Origin of the sequence: Enterococcus sp. E5-37 (genome assembly GCF_035726925.1) — a bacterium.
Taxonomy (GTDB): domain Bacteria; phylum Bacillota; class Bacilli; order Lactobacillales; family Enterococcaceae; genus Enterococcus_B; species Enterococcus_B faecium.
In genome coordinates this window covers 27805-44347 of the sequence record NZ_JAPMLG010000004.1, presented here as the reverse complement: position 1 = coordinate 44347, position 16543 = coordinate 27805, and the positions used below count along the sequence as shown (strand labels likewise).

The following is a 16543-nucleotide window of genomic DNA, read 5'->3' as shown; positions in this document are numbered from 1 at the left end:
GAAAAGGAGCGGATAAAAATGAACATCAGAAAGTTAATTGCTGGAGTCGTTTGTTTAGCGGCAGCATCAGGTTTCTTAACAGGATGCGGAAGTGCTAGTAGTACAGCAGACAAAGAAGAAAAAGTCACTGTCTGGGCGTGGGATGAGACATTCAATATCAAAGCAGTGAATGAAGCAAAAAAAGTTTATGAGAACGAAGAAACAGAGATAGAAGTTGTTACGATGTCTCAGGATGATATCGTTCAGAAACTGAACACCGCTTTAGCGAGCGGGAATACAGAAGGATTGCCCAATATCGTCTTGATTGAAGATTATAGGATACAAGGCTATTTGACTTCTTATCCAGATGCATTCGCTAATTTGTCTGCTATTGTAAAGGAAGATCATTTTGCACCGTATAAATTTGCGGTAAACAAAGTAGGAGATAAAATATACGGTGTTCCTTTCGATTCGGGCGTAACAGCAAACTTCTATCGTACGGATCTGATGGCAGAAGCAGGTTATACAGAAGAGGATATGGAGAATCTGAAGTGGGACGAGTATATTCAAGTAGCGCGAGATGTCAAAGAAAAGACGGGAAAGAAAATCGCTGAAGTCAATCCTTCTGACCTTGGTCGAGTAAGGATGATTATGCAACAGGCAGGAGAATGGTATACATCTGAAGATGGGGAGACAGTCACGATCCAAGACAATGCATCTTTAAAGTATGGTCTTGAATTGTTTGCCACTCTTTTGAAAGAAGATCTAGTCGAACAAACCTCTGACTGGAATGCTGGAGTAACTGCGATACAATCAGGAGCAGTAGCTTCTAGCCCAACTGGCGCTTGGTATTCTTCAACGATCCAAGGAGCAGAAAACCAATCTGGAAAATGGAAGATTGCACCAATACCTGCACTTCCAGAAAATCTGCAAAAAGCGCAAGCTTCTAACCTTGGCGGCGCTGGCTGGTATGTGATCAAAGGAGTAGCTGGAGAAGATTCAGCGAAAGATTTCCTAGAAGCAACGTTTGCTTCGAATGAAGAACTGATGGGCACTCTTGCGAAAGAAATCGGACTAGTATCTACGATGCTTAGCGCGAATGAACAAGAAGCTTATCAAGAAGCTTCTGAATTTTACAGTGGTCAAAAGATCTTTGACGATTTTTCAACATGGACATCTGAAATACCAGAAGTGAATTACGGACATGAGACCTATGCAATTGAAGCAGTCGTAGCTGAAGCTCTTCATCGAATCATCAATGGAGAAGAGACAGACAAGGTACTAGCAGATACACAAAAACAAGTAGAAGCACAATTGGCTAATTGATCGGTGGTAAAAAAGTGAATTTCTTCGCTTTTTCATCAGACAAACGAAAAGACAAAAAAGATCACGTCTGCCTTACAGATATTGTCTTTCTTGTCTTTTCATGTAGATAATCAATGATAGAATTGGAGGGAAAAGAATGAAGCAGAAAGATTTATTCAAAAACGGGCATGCTTTTTTAATCTTGCCAGTCATTTTGATATCAATCATGGTTTTTATTCCGATGGTTTTGGCTTTGATCACGTCTTTTCAAAGTGGTCCCCCTGTCAATATGACATTTAACGGGTTAGGTAATTATCAGCGGATGTTGACAGATGCAACTTTTAAAAAAGCTTTTTTTAATACATTCCTGTATTTACTTGTACAAGTACCGATCATGTTGTTTCTAGCACTTTTTATTTCCAACCTTTTAAATGATAAAAAGTTGAAATATAAAGGGTTGTTTCGAACCGCTATCTTTCTTCCATGTATCACTTCGATGGTCAGTTATTCTCTGATCATGAAAAGTCTATTTTCTCAATCTGGCCTTGTAAACAACTTGTTGTTGGGCATTGGTATGATTGACACACCGATTGGCTGGTTGACTCATCCAATTTGGGCGAGAGTTCTGATCATTCTTTCGATCACTTGGCGTTGGACTGGATACAATATGATTTTTTTCCTTTCAGGCATGCAAAATATTGATTCGGAGATTTATGAAGCAGCATCTATTGACGGTGCTTCTAAATGGCAGCAGTTTATCAAAGTGACGATCCCAAATTTAAAACCAATCATTTTGTTTACTTCCATTACTTCGACGATCGGGACATTGCAGCTTTTTGATGAAGTACAAAATATTACTGGCGGGGGACCAGCAAATGCAACGACCACCCTATCTCAATACATCTATAATTTGAGTTATAAATTCACGCCTAATTTTGGATATGCGGCAGCAGTTTCCTTTGTTATTGTTTCCTTTATTGTGATATTGTCGATAATCCAAACGAAAGTAGGAGGAGAAAGTCGATGAAAAATATGGTAGAAAAAGAAACAATCGAACGCCCCAACGTCAAAAAACAAGCATTAGAACTTCGTTCGACAATTGGGTCAGTATTAAAGTATACAGCATTAAGCATCCTATCATTTATTTCCATTTTCCCTTTTGTCTGGATGGTTTTGGGAATGACGAATACACCCGTGGATATCACATCGGGAAAAATAAAGATTGGCAGTAACTTGATCATCAATTTTCAAAATTTGTTTTCCAATGAGCTGAATTTTACTCGTTCCCTTTGGAATTCAGCGATGATCGCTTTGGTGACCACTGTGTTTGCATTGCTGATTTCGTCAATGGCAGGATATGGATTTGAGATTTATCAAAGTAAACGAAAAGACCTAATTTTCAATATTCTACTGCTATCGATGATGGTTCCTTTTGCGGCATTGATGATCCCTTTATATCGAATGTTTTCACAATTGAACGGAACGGTTTTGGGAATCAACAGTTTCTTGGTTGTCATCCTGCCATCTGTTAGCACTGCTTTTTTGATCTTCTTCTTTCGACAAAATGTTAAATCTTTTCCAAAAGATCTAGTAGAAGCCGCTCGATTAGACGGTCTAAAAGAACTAAGTATTTTTTTTAGAGTGTATATGCCGACGGCTAAAAATACCTATGCCGCGGCTGCAATCATCACATTCATGAGTAGCTGGAACAATTATTTATGGCCCTTAGTAGCTTTGCAATCTCCTGATAAACGGACGGTTCCGCTTGTTTTATCTGCTATGGGTGCTTCCTATACACCAGACTATGGAATGATCATGGCTGGATTAGTCATCGCTACTTTACCAACTGCCATCGTATTTTTTGTTTTGCAAAAGCAATTCGTTCAAGGAATGATCGGCTCTGTAAAATAAAAAAACACAATAAGCGCGTTCCTTCAAAGTCATTTTTCCAAGTAAAAAGATACTTTTGGGACGTGTGTTATTTTATGTTGAGAAAAATTAAATGATAACGTTTTAAGTTTGTGCTCGAAAACTCTTTCATTTTAAGGTAAACTTAAAGAGTAAAGGAGGAGGATACATGCTAAAAAATTTTAAAGAAGTGATTGCTGCTATATTGCCGATGACTGTCCTGATTGTCATTTTAACGTTTGTTTTTGCACCGTTAGAAGGAGAAGACCTCGCTTCATTTCTGGTTGGTGCGGCAATCATGATGATCGGAATGACGCTCTTTTTGTTTGGAGCAGATTATTCTATGATGGAAGTCGGAGATCTAGTAGGGAAATATATGATCAAAAAGAAAAGTTTGACTGTTTTGGTCAGTTTGGGATTTGCTATCGGGATCGTGATCACGATTGCTGAACCTTCCGTGCAAGTTTTGGGACAACAAGTATATGATATATCTGACGGAGAGATTGGCAGAGTGTTGCTGATTGGGATCGTCAGCGTCGGCACTGGAGTATTTCTAGCCTTTGCGCTGCTTCGGGTCGTATTCAAGCTATCCTATTATCAATTGATGGCTATAGGCTACATAGGCGTTTTGATCGCCTCATTTTTCACCAGTTCCGAATTTATGCCGATTGCTTTTGATTCGGGGGGAGTGACTACTGGTCCAGTAACTGTTCCATTTATCTTGGCCCTTGCCGGAGGGATGACTAGTATGATCAAACAAAAGAAAAATGAAAATGACAGTTTTGGAATGGTCGGTATTGCTTCGTTAGGGCCGATTCTTGCCGTGATGATTTTGGGGGTGATCTTCCAATGAGTTTCTGGCAGCAAGTGATAGATGGAATCGAAATCGTTACCATGGAAGTCATTTTGGCAGTGGCACCTATCGTAATCCTATTTGTTTTAATGAATATCATTAGTTTTCGTATGCGCAAAAAGCGTTTCTTTGACATTATGAAAGGTTTCTTGATAACGACTATTGGGTTGATCCTTTTCCTGCACGGAGTCAATATGGCTTATGTACCGGTAGGACAGCATTTAGGCAGTGCTATTGCGGGATTGCCTTACAATTATATACTGGTTCCCCTTGGCTTTTTAATGGGGTTCTTAGTAGGGTTTGCTGAGCCGGCGATTCATGTAATGGTCAAACAGGTTGAAGAATTGAGCGAGGGGAGAATCCGATCGAAAATCATGCTGATGGTAATTTCAATTGGGATCGGCGCAGCAGTAGGATTGTCTATGTGGCGTTTGCTCGTCGGATTCTCTCTTTATTATTTCTTGATCCCAGGATACGGGCTAGCATTTATTTTAGGACGAAAAGTGGACAAGATCTTTTTAGCAATGGCTTTTGATAACGGTGGAGTAGCAACGGGCCCGATGTGTTCGACATTTATTTTATCAATGAGCGTGGCAATCGCTGCACAAATTGAAGGAAGAGATCCGATCATTGACGGGTTTGGTGTGGTTGCAATGATTGCATTGACACCAATATTATCCACTTTAGTACTAGGATATATTTATAAACGAAAAGATGAAAAAGACAGAATCGAAAAAGAAAGATTGCAAAAATTGGGGGAAAGCAAATGAAAGATCTTGTAGCATTGAATCTTCACATGATTGTGACGATCGTTGACGGAGGAATGGGCGAAGATGTTATCGACTTTTCAAAAGAAGCAGGTGCAGCAGGCGGAACGATCTTACATGGAAGAGGTTCTGGTGTACATGATTCAGGGAAATTTTTAGGTTTGGACATTTCGCCAGAAAAAGATATTGTGTTGACATTAGTACCCGATAGTTTGACGAATAAAGTAATGGATGCGATTGGTCAAGGCATCAACATCGATATTCCAGGTAATGGTATTTGTTTTAGTATTGATGTAGACAAAGTCATTGGTATCACTAAGATTCATCAATATCGAGAAATTATCGGAATGCAAGAACTTTTAGATGAAAATAACGATAGAGAAAAGTCTGAATCATAGACAAGCGTTTGAAGAGGAAATAAACACAAACAAGAAGGCGGATGAGCGTTATTTCCGCTTTTTTGTTTGTATTTTTCTCGTGAATACTTATGAAATAGTAAATTTTTATGAAATTCTACTCTAAGCATCAGACTTTCTTTTCAAAATATGCTATTTTAAAAATGATGAAAAAAGGGGGAGAAAAATGAATTTTTTAGTTGTTTTAAAAGATACTCTGATTGAGCGATCTACATTTCTATATGTTCAATTGCAGGAAAATAAAACATTGCTGCATTTTTCACCAGAGTTCCATCTAGAGGGGCTAACATTAGGAGAAATCTATCAAGCAGAAGGGCTGTCGGCTGTTTTGCACTTTTTTAAGGTAGAATTGGAATTACCAGTAAAAGATTATATCGAGCTTTCTCTTGAATCTTGGGATCGAGCAGTGGTTGAACTGTTTCCAGAAGGTTTAATGATCGATACAAACGATGGGAAGATCCATCTGACTGCAGCAGAACTGCAAAAACAAATGCGTTATCAAATAGATGACGAAAATTCTTTTTCTATTTTTAGACGTCAGCAAAAGATTCTAAAAAGCTTTTTAAAAGTGATCAGTAAAAAACGGAATCTGATCAAAACGACACAGCTGTTGAAAAAATATCCAGGTCTGCTTCACACGTCTATTCAATTTCCTCAATTGATTACGATGATCCATCGTTTTATACGTATGCAACAGCTACCATCTAAGAAGCTGTTTCTTCCATTGACGGACACATTTCGAGTAGTCAACAGAGAAGATAAAAAGAAAGTGATTGTGATTGACTTTACCAGAAATCGGAATGTCCTTCACCAAGTTGCAATGGAAAAGGCCAATTAAGGCTTTTTCTTTTTGGATTTTTTTGTCATAATAAATATTAGATGATGGAGGAGATAATATGATGCAAACATGGTTAGAAAGGCTAATACGATTTCAGCAGAACTATCACAAACTTATGCAGGGAAGATATGCGAAATTTGATCAGTTGAATCGCGGTCTATTGATCGCTGCGCTTGTCTTTAGTTTGCTAAGTCGTTGGTTGCCCTATAGAATCGGACAATTGTTGTTCATCGTCTTTTTCGGATGGATGATATTTCGTTTCCTATCAAAAAAAATCTACCCCAGACTAAATGAGAATCAACGTTATTTGAAATATCTTGATAGAGTCAAAGAAAAATATCATCAGATAAAAAACAAAAAGCAAGTCAAAATGGATCGAAAAAGTTATACTTTTTTTGAGTGCCCGAATTGTCATCAAAAGCAGCGTGCACCTAAAGGAAAAGGACGAATACGTGTGACATGCAAAACATGTGGTATAAAATTCGAAACGAATGTTTAAGGGAGAAAAGAATGAAATTAGTATTATTACGTCATGGCGAAAGCGAAGCAAATTTTGAAAATTACTGGACAGGATGGCTAGATGTCGCCTTAACAGAAAAAGGAAAAGAACAAGCAGCAGTTGCCGGTCAAAAAATGCTTGAAGCCGGACTTCAATTCGATGCCGTTTATACCTCTGTTTTGAAACGTGCGATTCTTACCGGACAAGTCGCACTAGAAGAAATGGGTCAGTTATGGCTTCCTATAATAAAAACATGGCGTCTAAATGAACGGCATTATGGGGATCTTGTGGGTAAAAACAAAGATAAGATGAAAGAAATATACGGAAAAGATCAAGTAAAAACATGGCGCAGAGGATATACGGAAGTTCCGCCGTTAACCGCAGAAAATAGATTTGACCGCAGATATGATCACTTGGATCCGCATTTGATCCCATACGGAGAAAGTCTGGAAATGACAGTGAATCGGATCATTCCCTTATGGCAAGATCATCTAGCACCAAAACTAAAAGATCGGCAAGATTTACTAGTTGTGGGTCATGGTAATAGCATCCGAGCACTGACAAAATATTTAGAAGATGTTCCTGAAGATCAAATGGATACGATCGATATCCCAAATGCACAACCAATCCAGTATACATTAGCAGATGATTTGACAATTCTGGACAAAAAAATACTTTAAAGAACACCTTTATCTAAAAGTGAGAGATAGAAAAAAGAAGCAAAGGAATGGAACAAAAGGAACATGAAAAATTATATATGGGACTTTGATGGTACATTGTTTGATACGTATCCCGCAATGGTAGATGGTGCATGGCAAGCACTAAAAGATTTTGGTATCAGTATGGACAAAAAAGAAATCTACTTCAAAATGAAAAAGTATTCTACTAGTTATTTGATCAATGAATCAAACTTGAATGCCAGAGAGTTTAATGAATTATTTCACCGATATGAAAAAGAAAGTACGGAAGTTTCCCGTCCATTTCCAGAAACGAAACAAGTACTGGAAATGCTAAAAGACAACGGCGGTCGTCATTTCATCCTGACCCACCGTTTGACAGAATCAACATGGGGCCTGTTAAAAGAACATCGATTGGCACATCTGATTGAGGAAGTAGTAGGGATCGATCAGGACTTTCCTCGTAAACCTGATCCAGCATCTTTAAATTATTTGATCGATACTTTTCATTTAGAAAGAACAGACACGATGATGATCGGCGATCGTCGTTTAGATATCGAAGCAGGGAAAAATGCAGGAGTCGCTACTTGTCTTTACGACATCGATCATTTTCTGGGTGAGATCCCGGCAGATTATGTGGTAGGAAATCTGAATGAAATCCTTACCTTGCAGAGCATCATTAAAAAGTAGTATCCCCTTTCAAAGGAGATATGTTATAATTTTCATAAAGGAGTGATAAAATTATATGGAAATCAGAAGACAAAAAGAAGTTGTAGAAGCATTTCATTATGATATGAGATTGCCGAACCAAGAAGTAGAAACAGATTTGAAAGTAGGCTTCTCGCCTTTAAAAGAAACGATCGAAAACTATCCGAAAGAACATAGCATCGTAGGAGCACGCTTAGAGTTCCGTTTAGTGTTTGATACATATGTTTTATCTGGAAGTGTGAGTCAGATCAATCATATCCTCAATCGGAAAATTGAAGGTCAAAATGATGTCACACAAGAAGAAGTGGACGAGCTAGTAGCACCGTTATTCGATATCGTACGCCGAATGTCTTATGAGGTGACAGAGATCGCCTTAGATCAGCCTGGGGTAAAATTGAATTTTCAATCAGAAAAACAAGAATAGACAGTAAAAACATACCTGCGATAGATTAAAGCTATCACAGGTATGTTTTTTTATTACTAATTGTAAGCAAAAAGAATGTCATTTCGATAAAAATCGTCTAAAATATAAAAGTCACTGAAAAAAATTTTTTCAGGAGGATGGTTGAAGAATCATTCTCGGGAACCTTTACTTCCTTCGATGGACTTGTCATTAATAATATGAGGAGGAGAAAAATGACAACACTCATCACAGTTTTAGTGGTTCTAGTTTTTGCGGCATTATTATATGTGTTCTATCGTATGCAAAAGCGCCATACAAAATTTTCAACACGCGTCTTTACAGCATTAGGAGTTGGTATCGTCTTTGGCGGTCTGCTTCAATTGATCTTTGGTGTAGACGACAAAGTCGTTACTCAATCAATGGAATGGATCGGGATTGTAGGTCAAGGATATGTATCATTCTTGCAAATGCTAGTTATGCCTTTAGTGTTTATTTCGATCATTGGTGCATTCACAAAAATGAAAGTTTCTGAAAAGCTAGGGAAAATTAGTGCGACTGTATTGACTTCTTTACTTGGAACAACAGCTATTGCAGCATTGATCGGAATTGGTTCAACAATGCTGTTCGGACTCCAAGGAGCTAAATTCACACAAGGAGCTGCAGAAACAGCACGAATCTCTGAACTGGCAACACGTCAGGAAACAGTTGAAAACTTATCGATTCCACAGCAGATTTTATCCTTTATCCCTAAAAACGTTTTTGCTGATTTAGCAGGTAGTCGTGCAACAAGTACGATTGGAGTCGTTATTTTCGCGGCATTTGTCGGAATCGCTTATCTAGGCGTGAAAAGAAAAGCGCCAAAAGAAGCAGCATTCTTTTCAGATTTAGTCGACAGTCTGTATAAAATCATTATGCGGATCGTGACGCTTGTTTTGCGTTTGACACCTTATGGAGTATTTGCTTTGATGACAAACGTTTTGGCAACAAGTGATTTTGCAGCTATCGTCAATTTAGGTAAATTTGTCGTTGCTTCTTACGTAGCATTGCTTGCTGTTTTGATTGTCCACTCACTGATTTTGATTGGTGCAAAAGTCAATCCAATCAACTATTTCAAAAAAGCCTTTCCGGTATTGAGCTTTGCGTTTACTTCACGTTCAAGTGCTGGAGCTTTGCCATTGAATATCGAGACTCAGACAAAAGCTTTAGGAGTAGATGATGCAACAGCTAATTTCTCAGCAAGTTTTGGTTTGTCTATTGGACAAAACGGCTGTGCTGGCGTTTATCCAGCTATGTTGGCAACGATCGTCGCACCAGCAGCTGGAGTGAATGTCTTTAGTTTGGAATTTATTTTGATGCTTGTGGCAATTGTAACAATCAGTTCTTTTGGTGTAGCTGGAGTCGGTGGGGGCGCAACATTTGCTTCACTGATCGTTTTAGGGGCAATGAACTTGCCAGTAGCAATCGTTGGGTTAGTTATCTCTGTTGAACCATTAATCGATATGGCACGTACAGCAGTAAACGTCAGCGGTAGCATGGTAGCTGGTATCGTGACAAGTGCACGCATCAAAGATTTAGATCGCGATGTCATCAATGATGATTCTAAAGTGATCGATGTGAATGCATAGTCAAAAAGAGGTTGTGATAGAAGTGGTCAGCTTTAAGAAATAAGAAGAAGTTTCCTAAAAATAGTTTCTCAAATTTTTGTGAAATTTCGGCTTATTTCCGAGAAGCTACTTCTGAAACACCGTGAATAAGAGGTTGTGAAAAAGCTGCCCTGCATCAAGTAATAAGAACAGCCAAACAAAAATAGTTCCTCATATTTTACGTTTGGTTGAGCTTATTACCGCAGATGCAAGCTTTTGAACACCGTTTAAGAAAGAGGTCGTGAGCCTGCCGTTTCACTCTGAGTCACAAAGAGCAATTTCAAAAAATAGCTTCTCATGTTTGTTGAATATTGTGTCTTGTGACCGAGGAGTTGTCAGGAGAACACCGTTTACCAGAGGTTGTGACTTGTTTTTAGTCACGACCTCTTTTTTTATTTATTCCATATAAATACACATTATTTATTCCGAAAAGTGAAAGCGTAAATAACAAAAACAACCAACTTATTTATTATTAAAGAAAAGCGTATTTAAGTAGGACGATTCTGTTGAGAGCTTTCGTAGATTTTCCCATTTTCCTATGGTAAACTGACAAAGTTGAGAATGTTAGAACAGATCGTTTAGGAGGAAACAGATGTTTACGAATGAAATAAAAATCATGCTTTATGTGGACGATGTAGAAAAAAATGCAACGTTTTGGAGAGCAGTTGGCTTTGCGGAAAAAGATCGTCAAGAAATGGATGGGACGCTTATAATTGAAGTAGGAGTTGAGGACAGTCAAACCTCATTTCTGTTATATGATCGAGCATTTGTTGAGTCCCATTCACCTGGCACAGCTACTAGTGCCCCATCTTTGATGTTTTACAGTAAAGATATCTTTGGACTATATAAAAAAATGCAGACGCAATCAGTCACATTAGGTGATATGGTACAGCTTGGAGAAGAATATGTCTTTAACTTTGCTGATCCCGATGGCAACTACTTTGCGGTTACAGGTAAATAATAGAAATAAAGACTTTGTTTTTCTGTGCGAAACAGGAAAGCGAAGTCTTTTTAATTCAAATAATAATATTATGTAAACAAAAAACTTTCCATGCGTAATTATACACAAGCAAATAAATCGTCAAATGCGAACGCCTTCTTTATACTGTTTAGGAACGAAAAGAAGGAAGGAAGAAATACATGGATTATCAAGTACTGCTTTATTACAATTATACAAAAATCGAAGAACCAGAGGAATTTGCCAAAAATCATTTAGCCTTTTGCAAATCTTTGGATCTTAAAGGTCGTATTCTAGTAGCTGAAGAAGGAATAAATGGTACTGTGTCTGGAACCGTTGAAAACACGACTGCCTATATGAAAGCAATGAAAGCTGATCCTCGATTTGCTGATACGATGTTCAAGATCGATCCAAGCGAAGGACATGCCTTTAAGAAGATGTTTGTAAGATACCGTCCAGAGCTTGTAAGTTTAAAGCTAGAAGAGGACATTGATCCAAACCAAGTGACAGGTGCCTATCTTTCACCGCAAGAATTTAAAGAAGCTATTTTAGATGAACAGACAGTGGTGATTGATGCACGGAATGATTATGAATATGACTTGGGACATTTTCGAGGGGCTGTACGCCCAGATATACGCAGTTTTCGAGAGCTTCCAGACTGGATCCGCGAGCACAAAGAAGAATTTATGGAAAAACGGGTAGTGACCTACTGTACTGGTGGCATTCGTTGCGAGAAGTTTTCTGGTTGGCTTGTCCGTGAAGGATTCAAAGATGTCGGACAGCTGCATGGCGGTATTGCTACTTATGGTAAGGATCCTGAAGTCCAAGGAGAATTATGGGACGGCAAGATGTATGTGTTTGATGAACGGATCGCTGTCGATATCAACCAAGTAGATAAACAAATCGTCGGTCGCGACTGGTTTGACGGAACACCATGTGAACGATATATCAATTGTAGCAATCCTGAGTGCAATCGTCAGATTCTTGCTTCCATTGAAAATGAAGAAAAACATTTAGGAGCATGTAGCATAGAGTGTGCGAAACATCCGCGCAATCGCTATGTTCAAGACCATGGAATCTCTCCAGAAGAAGCAGAACTGCGGTTTACAGCTTTAATTAAATAGAAAACAATAGTTTTGATTGTCGACCATTTCCAATATGCGCTATACTAGCGTTGAGGATGGTGATCCACATGAAATCATTGATTTATGCTATTGGGGATGTCCATGGCAAACATGAGCTTTTTGAAAAACTTATTCACTATTATGATCCAAAGATCCATCAGCTTGTTTTATTAGGGGATCTCAATGATCGAGGTCCTCGTACAAAAGAATGTTTTTTATTAGGAAAGCAATTAGTCGAAGAAACAGGAGCCATTTACCTCCGGGGAAACCATGAAGAATATTTTTTGCAATTTCTGCAATCACCGGAGGACTGGTATGCGCCTTATATGAGAAATGGTGGAAAAGAAACGTTTGAAAGCCTGATTCACCCAGGGGCATCGGAGGAATACTCCCCAACTGAAATCTCGATGATGATCCAATCGAGATATTCAGAACTGATTAAATTTTTAGTCCAGCGCCCCTTGTATTATGAATGGGAAAATTATCTTTTTGTCCATGCCGGTGTGGATTTGACAAAGAAAGACTGGCGTAAGACAAGTCTAAGAGACTTTATTTGGATAAGGGAACCATTTCATGAAGGGAAAAACAATACAGGTAAGACAATTGTATTTGGACATACGATTACACCAATGCTCCATGGAGATATGCAGACAACAGACCTCTGGATTCAGGATCATAAAATCGGAATGGACGGTGGGGCTGTATTCGGAGGGTCATTGCATGGGGTTGTTTTTGACAAGGAAGGTATTCTTCAAGATATTGAATATCAGAACAACGAAGGACCTTGGCATGGAATCTGACTAATGGAAAGAATGAAGGAGCTGTGACTTTGTTGCGGCTCTTTTTATTTTTATAGAGAATATTGTTTCTTTCAGTAGTTTAACCCAGGATAAAAAGTATGATAGAATAAAGAAGCAATTTTTAGCAGAAAAGAGGCATTTTAATGACGGAAAATTTGAACCAGACGATCATTCAGCTTGTACAAAAAGAACTTTCAGACTATCGTCCTAAGCAGTTGACTACTGTACTTAATTTGTTAAATGAAGGAAACACTGTTCCTTTTATCGCGCGTTACCGAAAAGAAATGACTGGAAGTCTTGATGAAGTCCAGATTCGTGAAATCGAAGAGCGGTATGCCTATCTTGAAAACTTAGAAAAACGTAAAACTGAAGTGATTCGGCTAATCGATGAACAAGGGAAACTGACTCCCGAGTTAGAAGCAGAAATCACCCAAGCCGTGAAAATGCAACAAGTGGAAGATTTGTATCGTCCATACAAACAAAAACGACGGACAAAAGCAACGATTGCTAAAGAAAAAGGACTTGAACCACTCGCGAAGTGGCTGATGCAGCTTACAGATGGAGAGGTGCAATCTGAAGCAGAAAAATATATTGACAAAGAAAAAGAAGTCTCTTCTGCCGAAGAAGCGTTGCACGGTGCTCATGAGATTATTGCTGAACAAGTCAGCGATAATGCAAAATTTCGGACTTGGATTCGGTCTTATACGTATAACAAAGGTATGTATGTCAGCAATGTCAAGGATGAGCAAGCAGATGAAAAAGGCGTATATGAAATGTATTATGACTTTGCAGAACCCGTCCATAAAATGGTTTCTCATCGAATATTAGCTACTAATCGTGGAGAAAAAGAAGATATTCTGAAAGTATTCTTTCAAGTAGATGAAGCAGCAATTTTAGCTTACTTGGATCGCCAAATAGTCAAAAATCCTGCCTCTCCTTCTTCTTCATTCGTCAGAGAAGCCTATCAGGATAGTTATAAACGCTTTATTCAGCCAGCAATCGAGCGAGAACTGCGCAATGAATTGACTGAAAAGGCAGATGAGCAAGCAATCGCTATTTTCGGCGAAAACCTCCGTAATCTTTTGTTGCAACCGCCACTAAAAGGTAAAGTTGTCCTGGGATTTGATCCGGCTTATCGTACTGGATGTAAACTAGCAGTCGTAGATGCGACAGGGAAAGTTTTAGCAATCGAAGTTATTTATCCTCATAAACCTGCAGCGCAAGCAAAAAGAGAAGCTGCTGGACCAGCTTTTATCCAATTAATTAATAAATATCAAGTAGATATGGTAGCTATCGGAAATGGTACAGCCAGTCGGGAATCTGAACTTTTTGTGGCTGAGCAGTTGAAATCCGCCGACCATAAAACCTATTACGCTATCGTCAACGAAGCAGGCGCTTCTGTTTACTCCGCTAGCGAAATTGCACGAAAAGAATTTCCGCATCTACAAGTTGAAGAAAGAAGTGCTGTTTCTATTGCCCGTCGCCTGCAAGATCCTTTAGCTGAATTAGTCAAAATCGATCCTAAAGCTGTCGGAGTAGGCCAGTACCAACATGACGTTTCTCAAAAACGTTTGGCTGAACAATTGGATTTTGTTGTGGAAACAGCGGTTAACCAAGTAGGTGTGGATGTGAATACAGCAAGCCCGCAGCTCTTGCAGCATATATCAGGATTGAATAAAACAACTGCCCAAAACATTGTCATTTATCGTGAAGAAAACGGAGAATTCACCGCACGAACTCAATTGAAAAAAGTGCCACGCTTAGGACCAAAAGCATATGAACAAGCAATCGGATTCTTGCGAGTCCCTGGTGGGAAAAACATTTTGGACAACACAGGTATCCATCCCGAAAGTTATTCTATTGCAAAAGAAATATTAACTTCAGTCCAACTTTCAGAAAAAGAGCTTGGTACAGAAGAAGCAGTAGAAAAATTGACACGATTATCCGTAGAGAAACTGGCTGAAAGCCTATCAGTCGGAGAAGAAACGTTAGCCGATATTTTAGCTGGGCTGACACAACCTGGACGAGATATGCGTGATGAGATGCCAGCGCCCTTATTACGTACAGATGTATTGAGTATGGAAGACTTGAAACCAGGGATGGAATTGACTGGAACGGTCCGTAATGTCATTGACTTCGGCGCATTTGTTGATATCGGTGTGAAGCAAGACGGACTTGTCCATATATCGAAACTCAGCAAAAAATTCGTCAAGCATCCTACAGATGTCGTGTCAGTAGGAGATATCGTAACAGTTTGGATAGAACAAGTCGATACGAAAAAAGGCAGAATCAGTTTGACGATGCTTTCCCCTTATGAAGAGTAACAATGAGGAGTAACAAAAATTGACACAAGAAGAACTGCAGCAGTTAGTAGAAGAGATATCATTAAAAAGCTTCCAGCTTCCTTTCAAGCACCAAGCAATGTTCAATCCACGCTTACGTACAACTGGCGGGCGCTATCATTTAAACGATCATCATTTAGATTTTAATGCGAAGCTATTTGAAGAGTCAGACGAAGAGACGATTGCAGGAATCATCAAACATGAACTTTGCCATTATCATCTTCATCTAGCTGGAAGAGGGTATCAGCATAAAGATATGGATTTCAAGTATCTTTTGAAAAAAACAGGAGGGTTGCGCTATGCACCAGCCTTGACGAAGAAACAGATAAAGATGGAGTATTATCGATGCCAAGATTGTTCTGCCACGATCTGCCGCAAGAGAAGAATCGATGTACGCAAATATCGTTGTGGAAGATGTCATGGAGAAATCAAATGGATTGAGACAAAAAGAGAAGACTTTAATGAAGCACAAAAAATCAGATGAAAGGATAGAAGGCCTTTGGAAAAAAGTGAGCAGAGGAATCTAAAAGACTGGAATCAGCTATTAAATTTTTTAGCCGCACCTGAAGAGGGAAATTTTGAGGAACTGACGGCACCTACACTTATTTTAGCTGGAAACTGTCTTCCTATCTTAGCTGATAAAGCAGCACAAATGTATTTAAATGGCCAAGTAGATCAATTGTTTTTGGTCGGAGGGGTGGGGCATGCGACTAGAATCCTTTATGAGAATTTTGAAAAGCAAGGATTTCATTTTGAAGATGGCATGAGTGAAAGTGAAATCTGTCGTCAGTATCTAAAAGAAGTCTATGATTTGCCCGATAAGGCTTTTCTGATAGAATCGAAGTCTACAAATTCTGGAGAGAACGCCACTTTTTCACTGGAGATTCTTCATTCCTTAGGAGCTGTACCAGAAAAAATCTTATTGATGAATGATCCGACACTGCAACGCAGGACTCGAGCAACTTTTGAGAAAGTATGGCAAAATGAACAAACTATTTTCGCGAATGCTGTGCCATTTGTGCCGGAAATCCTTCACTTTTCTGAAGAGATCATCTTTACAGCAAAAGAACTGAATCATCAATGGCCTAAGGAATATTTCCATGCGCTAGTATTAGGAGAAATGGAACGTCTCCATGACGATGAGAACGGCTATGGTCCGAAAGGAAAAGATTTTATTCCTCACATTGATATATCAGAGGAAGTTTGGTCTTCTTACACCAGAATTAAAGAGTCAATAAAAACGGATTTTTCCCGTACTTGACCATTTTAGCAAGCGAATCCTCCTTTCCAAATAAATTTGGTTGAAATTTTCAATCGTTTATA

Annotated in this window: 18 protein-coding genes; all 18 read left to right on the top strand. The window is 38.9% G+C overall.

Features of this window, described 5'->3' with window-relative positions:
• Positions 1 to 18: 18 nt before the first annotated feature.
• The 18 genes from OS138_RS04325 to OS138_RS04240 all read left to right on the top strand — a co-directional run bounded on the left by OS138_RS04325 (position 19) and on the right by OS138_RS04240 (position 16481).
• Positions 19 to 1305 (top strand): ABC transporter substrate-binding protein, encoded by a 1287-nt coding sequence (locus tag OS138_RS04325; RefSeq protein WP_002289133.1) that lies wholly within the window; start codon positions 19 to 21, stop codon positions 1303 to 1305.
• 136 nt (positions 1306 to 1441) lie between these two features.
• Positions 1442 to 2311 (top strand): carbohydrate ABC transporter permease, encoded by an 870-nt coding sequence (locus tag OS138_RS04320; RefSeq protein ID WP_002289132.1) that lies wholly within the window; start codon positions 1442 to 1444, stop codon positions 2309 to 2311.
• Positions 2308 to 3195, top strand: a complete 888-nt coding sequence (locus OS138_RS04315; RefSeq protein WP_002289130.1) for a carbohydrate ABC transporter permease — start codon at positions 2308 to 2310, stop codon at positions 3193 to 3195. The genes OS138_RS04320 and OS138_RS04315 overlap by 4 nt, the downstream gene beginning before the upstream one ends.
• A gap of 166 nt (positions 3196 to 3361) precedes the next feature.
• Positions 3362 to 4045 carry a DUF1538 domain-containing protein gene (locus OS138_RS04310; protein WP_002296409.1) on the top strand — a complete coding sequence of 228 codons (684 nt, stop codon included), beginning with the start codon at positions 3362 to 3364 and terminating at the stop codon, positions 4043 to 4045.
• Positions 4042 to 4815 carry a DUF1538 domain-containing protein gene (locus tag OS138_RS04305; protein WP_002295202.1) on the top strand — a complete coding sequence of 258 codons (774 nt, stop codon included), beginning with the start codon at positions 4042 to 4044 and terminating at the stop codon, positions 4813 to 4815. Before OS138_RS04310 ends, OS138_RS04305 begins: the two co-directional genes overlap by 4 nt.
• Positions 4812 to 5210, top strand: coding sequence for a P-II family nitrogen regulator (locus OS138_RS04300; protein WP_002295200.1), 399 nt, complete (start codon positions 4812 to 4814; stop codon positions 5208 to 5210). Before OS138_RS04305 ends, OS138_RS04300 begins: the two co-directional genes overlap by 4 nt.
• 184 nt (positions 5211 to 5394) lie before the next feature.
• Complete coding sequence (locus OS138_RS04295; protein ID WP_002295199.1) at positions 5395 to 6066, top strand: transcriptional regulator; 672 nt, start codon at positions 5395 to 5397, stop codon at positions 6064 to 6066.
• 58 nt (positions 6067 to 6124) lie between these two features.
• Complete coding sequence (locus OS138_RS04290) at positions 6125 to 6565, top strand: hypothetical protein (RefSeq protein ID WP_002322028.1); 441 nt, start codon at positions 6125 to 6127, stop codon at positions 6563 to 6565.
• A gap of 11 nt (positions 6566 to 6576) precedes the next feature.
• Positions 6577 to 7245 carry a 2,3-bisphosphoglycerate-dependent phosphoglycerate mutase gene (locus OS138_RS04285; RefSeq protein WP_002295197.1) on the top strand — a complete coding sequence of 223 codons (669 nt, stop codon included), beginning with the start codon at positions 6577 to 6579 and terminating at the stop codon, positions 7243 to 7245.
• Positions 7246 to 7308: 63 nt separating this feature from the next.
• Positions 7309 to 7932, top strand: a complete 624-nt coding sequence (locus tag OS138_RS04280; protein ID WP_002295196.1) for an HAD-IA family hydrolase — start codon at positions 7309 to 7311, stop codon at positions 7930 to 7932.
• A 55-nt stretch (positions 7933 to 7987) separates the two neighbouring features.
• Positions 7988 to 8374 (top strand): DUF1149 family protein, encoded by a 387-nt coding sequence (locus tag OS138_RS04275; RefSeq protein WP_002291995.1) that lies wholly within the window; start codon positions 7988 to 7990, stop codon positions 8372 to 8374.
• A gap of 212 nt (positions 8375 to 8586) precedes the next feature.
• Positions 8587 to 9978: an L-cystine transporter gene (locus OS138_RS04270; protein ID WP_002295194.1), complete on the top strand. Its 1392-nt coding sequence runs from the start codon at positions 8587 to 8589 to the stop codon at positions 9976 to 9978.
• Between the two features lie 610 nt (positions 9979 to 10588).
• Positions 10589 to 10957 (top strand): lactoylglutathione lyase, encoded by a 369-nt coding sequence (locus OS138_RS04265; protein ID WP_002296407.1) that lies wholly within the window; start codon positions 10589 to 10591, stop codon positions 10955 to 10957.
• Positions 10958 to 11136: 179 nt separating this feature from the next.
• Positions 11137 to 12078 carry an oxygen-dependent tRNA uridine(34) hydroxylase TrhO gene (gene trhO, locus OS138_RS04260; RefSeq protein WP_002296405.1) on the top strand — a complete coding sequence of 314 codons (942 nt, stop codon included), beginning with the start codon at positions 11137 to 11139 and terminating at the stop codon, positions 12076 to 12078.
• 68 nt (positions 12079 to 12146) lie between these two features.
• A complete protein-coding gene (locus tag OS138_RS04255) occupies positions 12147 to 12878 on the top strand; it encodes a metallophosphoesterase (RefSeq protein WP_002296404.1) in 732 nt (243 codons plus the stop codon).
• A gap of 143 nt (positions 12879 to 13021) precedes the next feature.
• Entirely contained in the window at positions 13022 to 15202 is a 2181-nt protein-coding gene (locus tag OS138_RS04250; RefSeq protein ID WP_002296403.1) for a Tex family protein, read from the top strand.
• 19 nt (positions 15203 to 15221) lie between these two features.
• Positions 15222 to 15704, top strand: coding sequence for a SprT family protein (locus tag OS138_RS04245; protein ID WP_002296402.1), 483 nt, complete (start codon positions 15222 to 15224; stop codon positions 15702 to 15704).
• A 15-nt stretch (positions 15705 to 15719) separates the two neighbouring features.
• Positions 15720 to 16481, top strand: coding sequence for a YdcF family protein (locus OS138_RS04240; RefSeq protein ID WP_002296401.1), 762 nt, complete (start codon positions 15720 to 15722; stop codon positions 16479 to 16481).
• Positions 16482 to 16543: the final 62 nt, after the last annotated feature.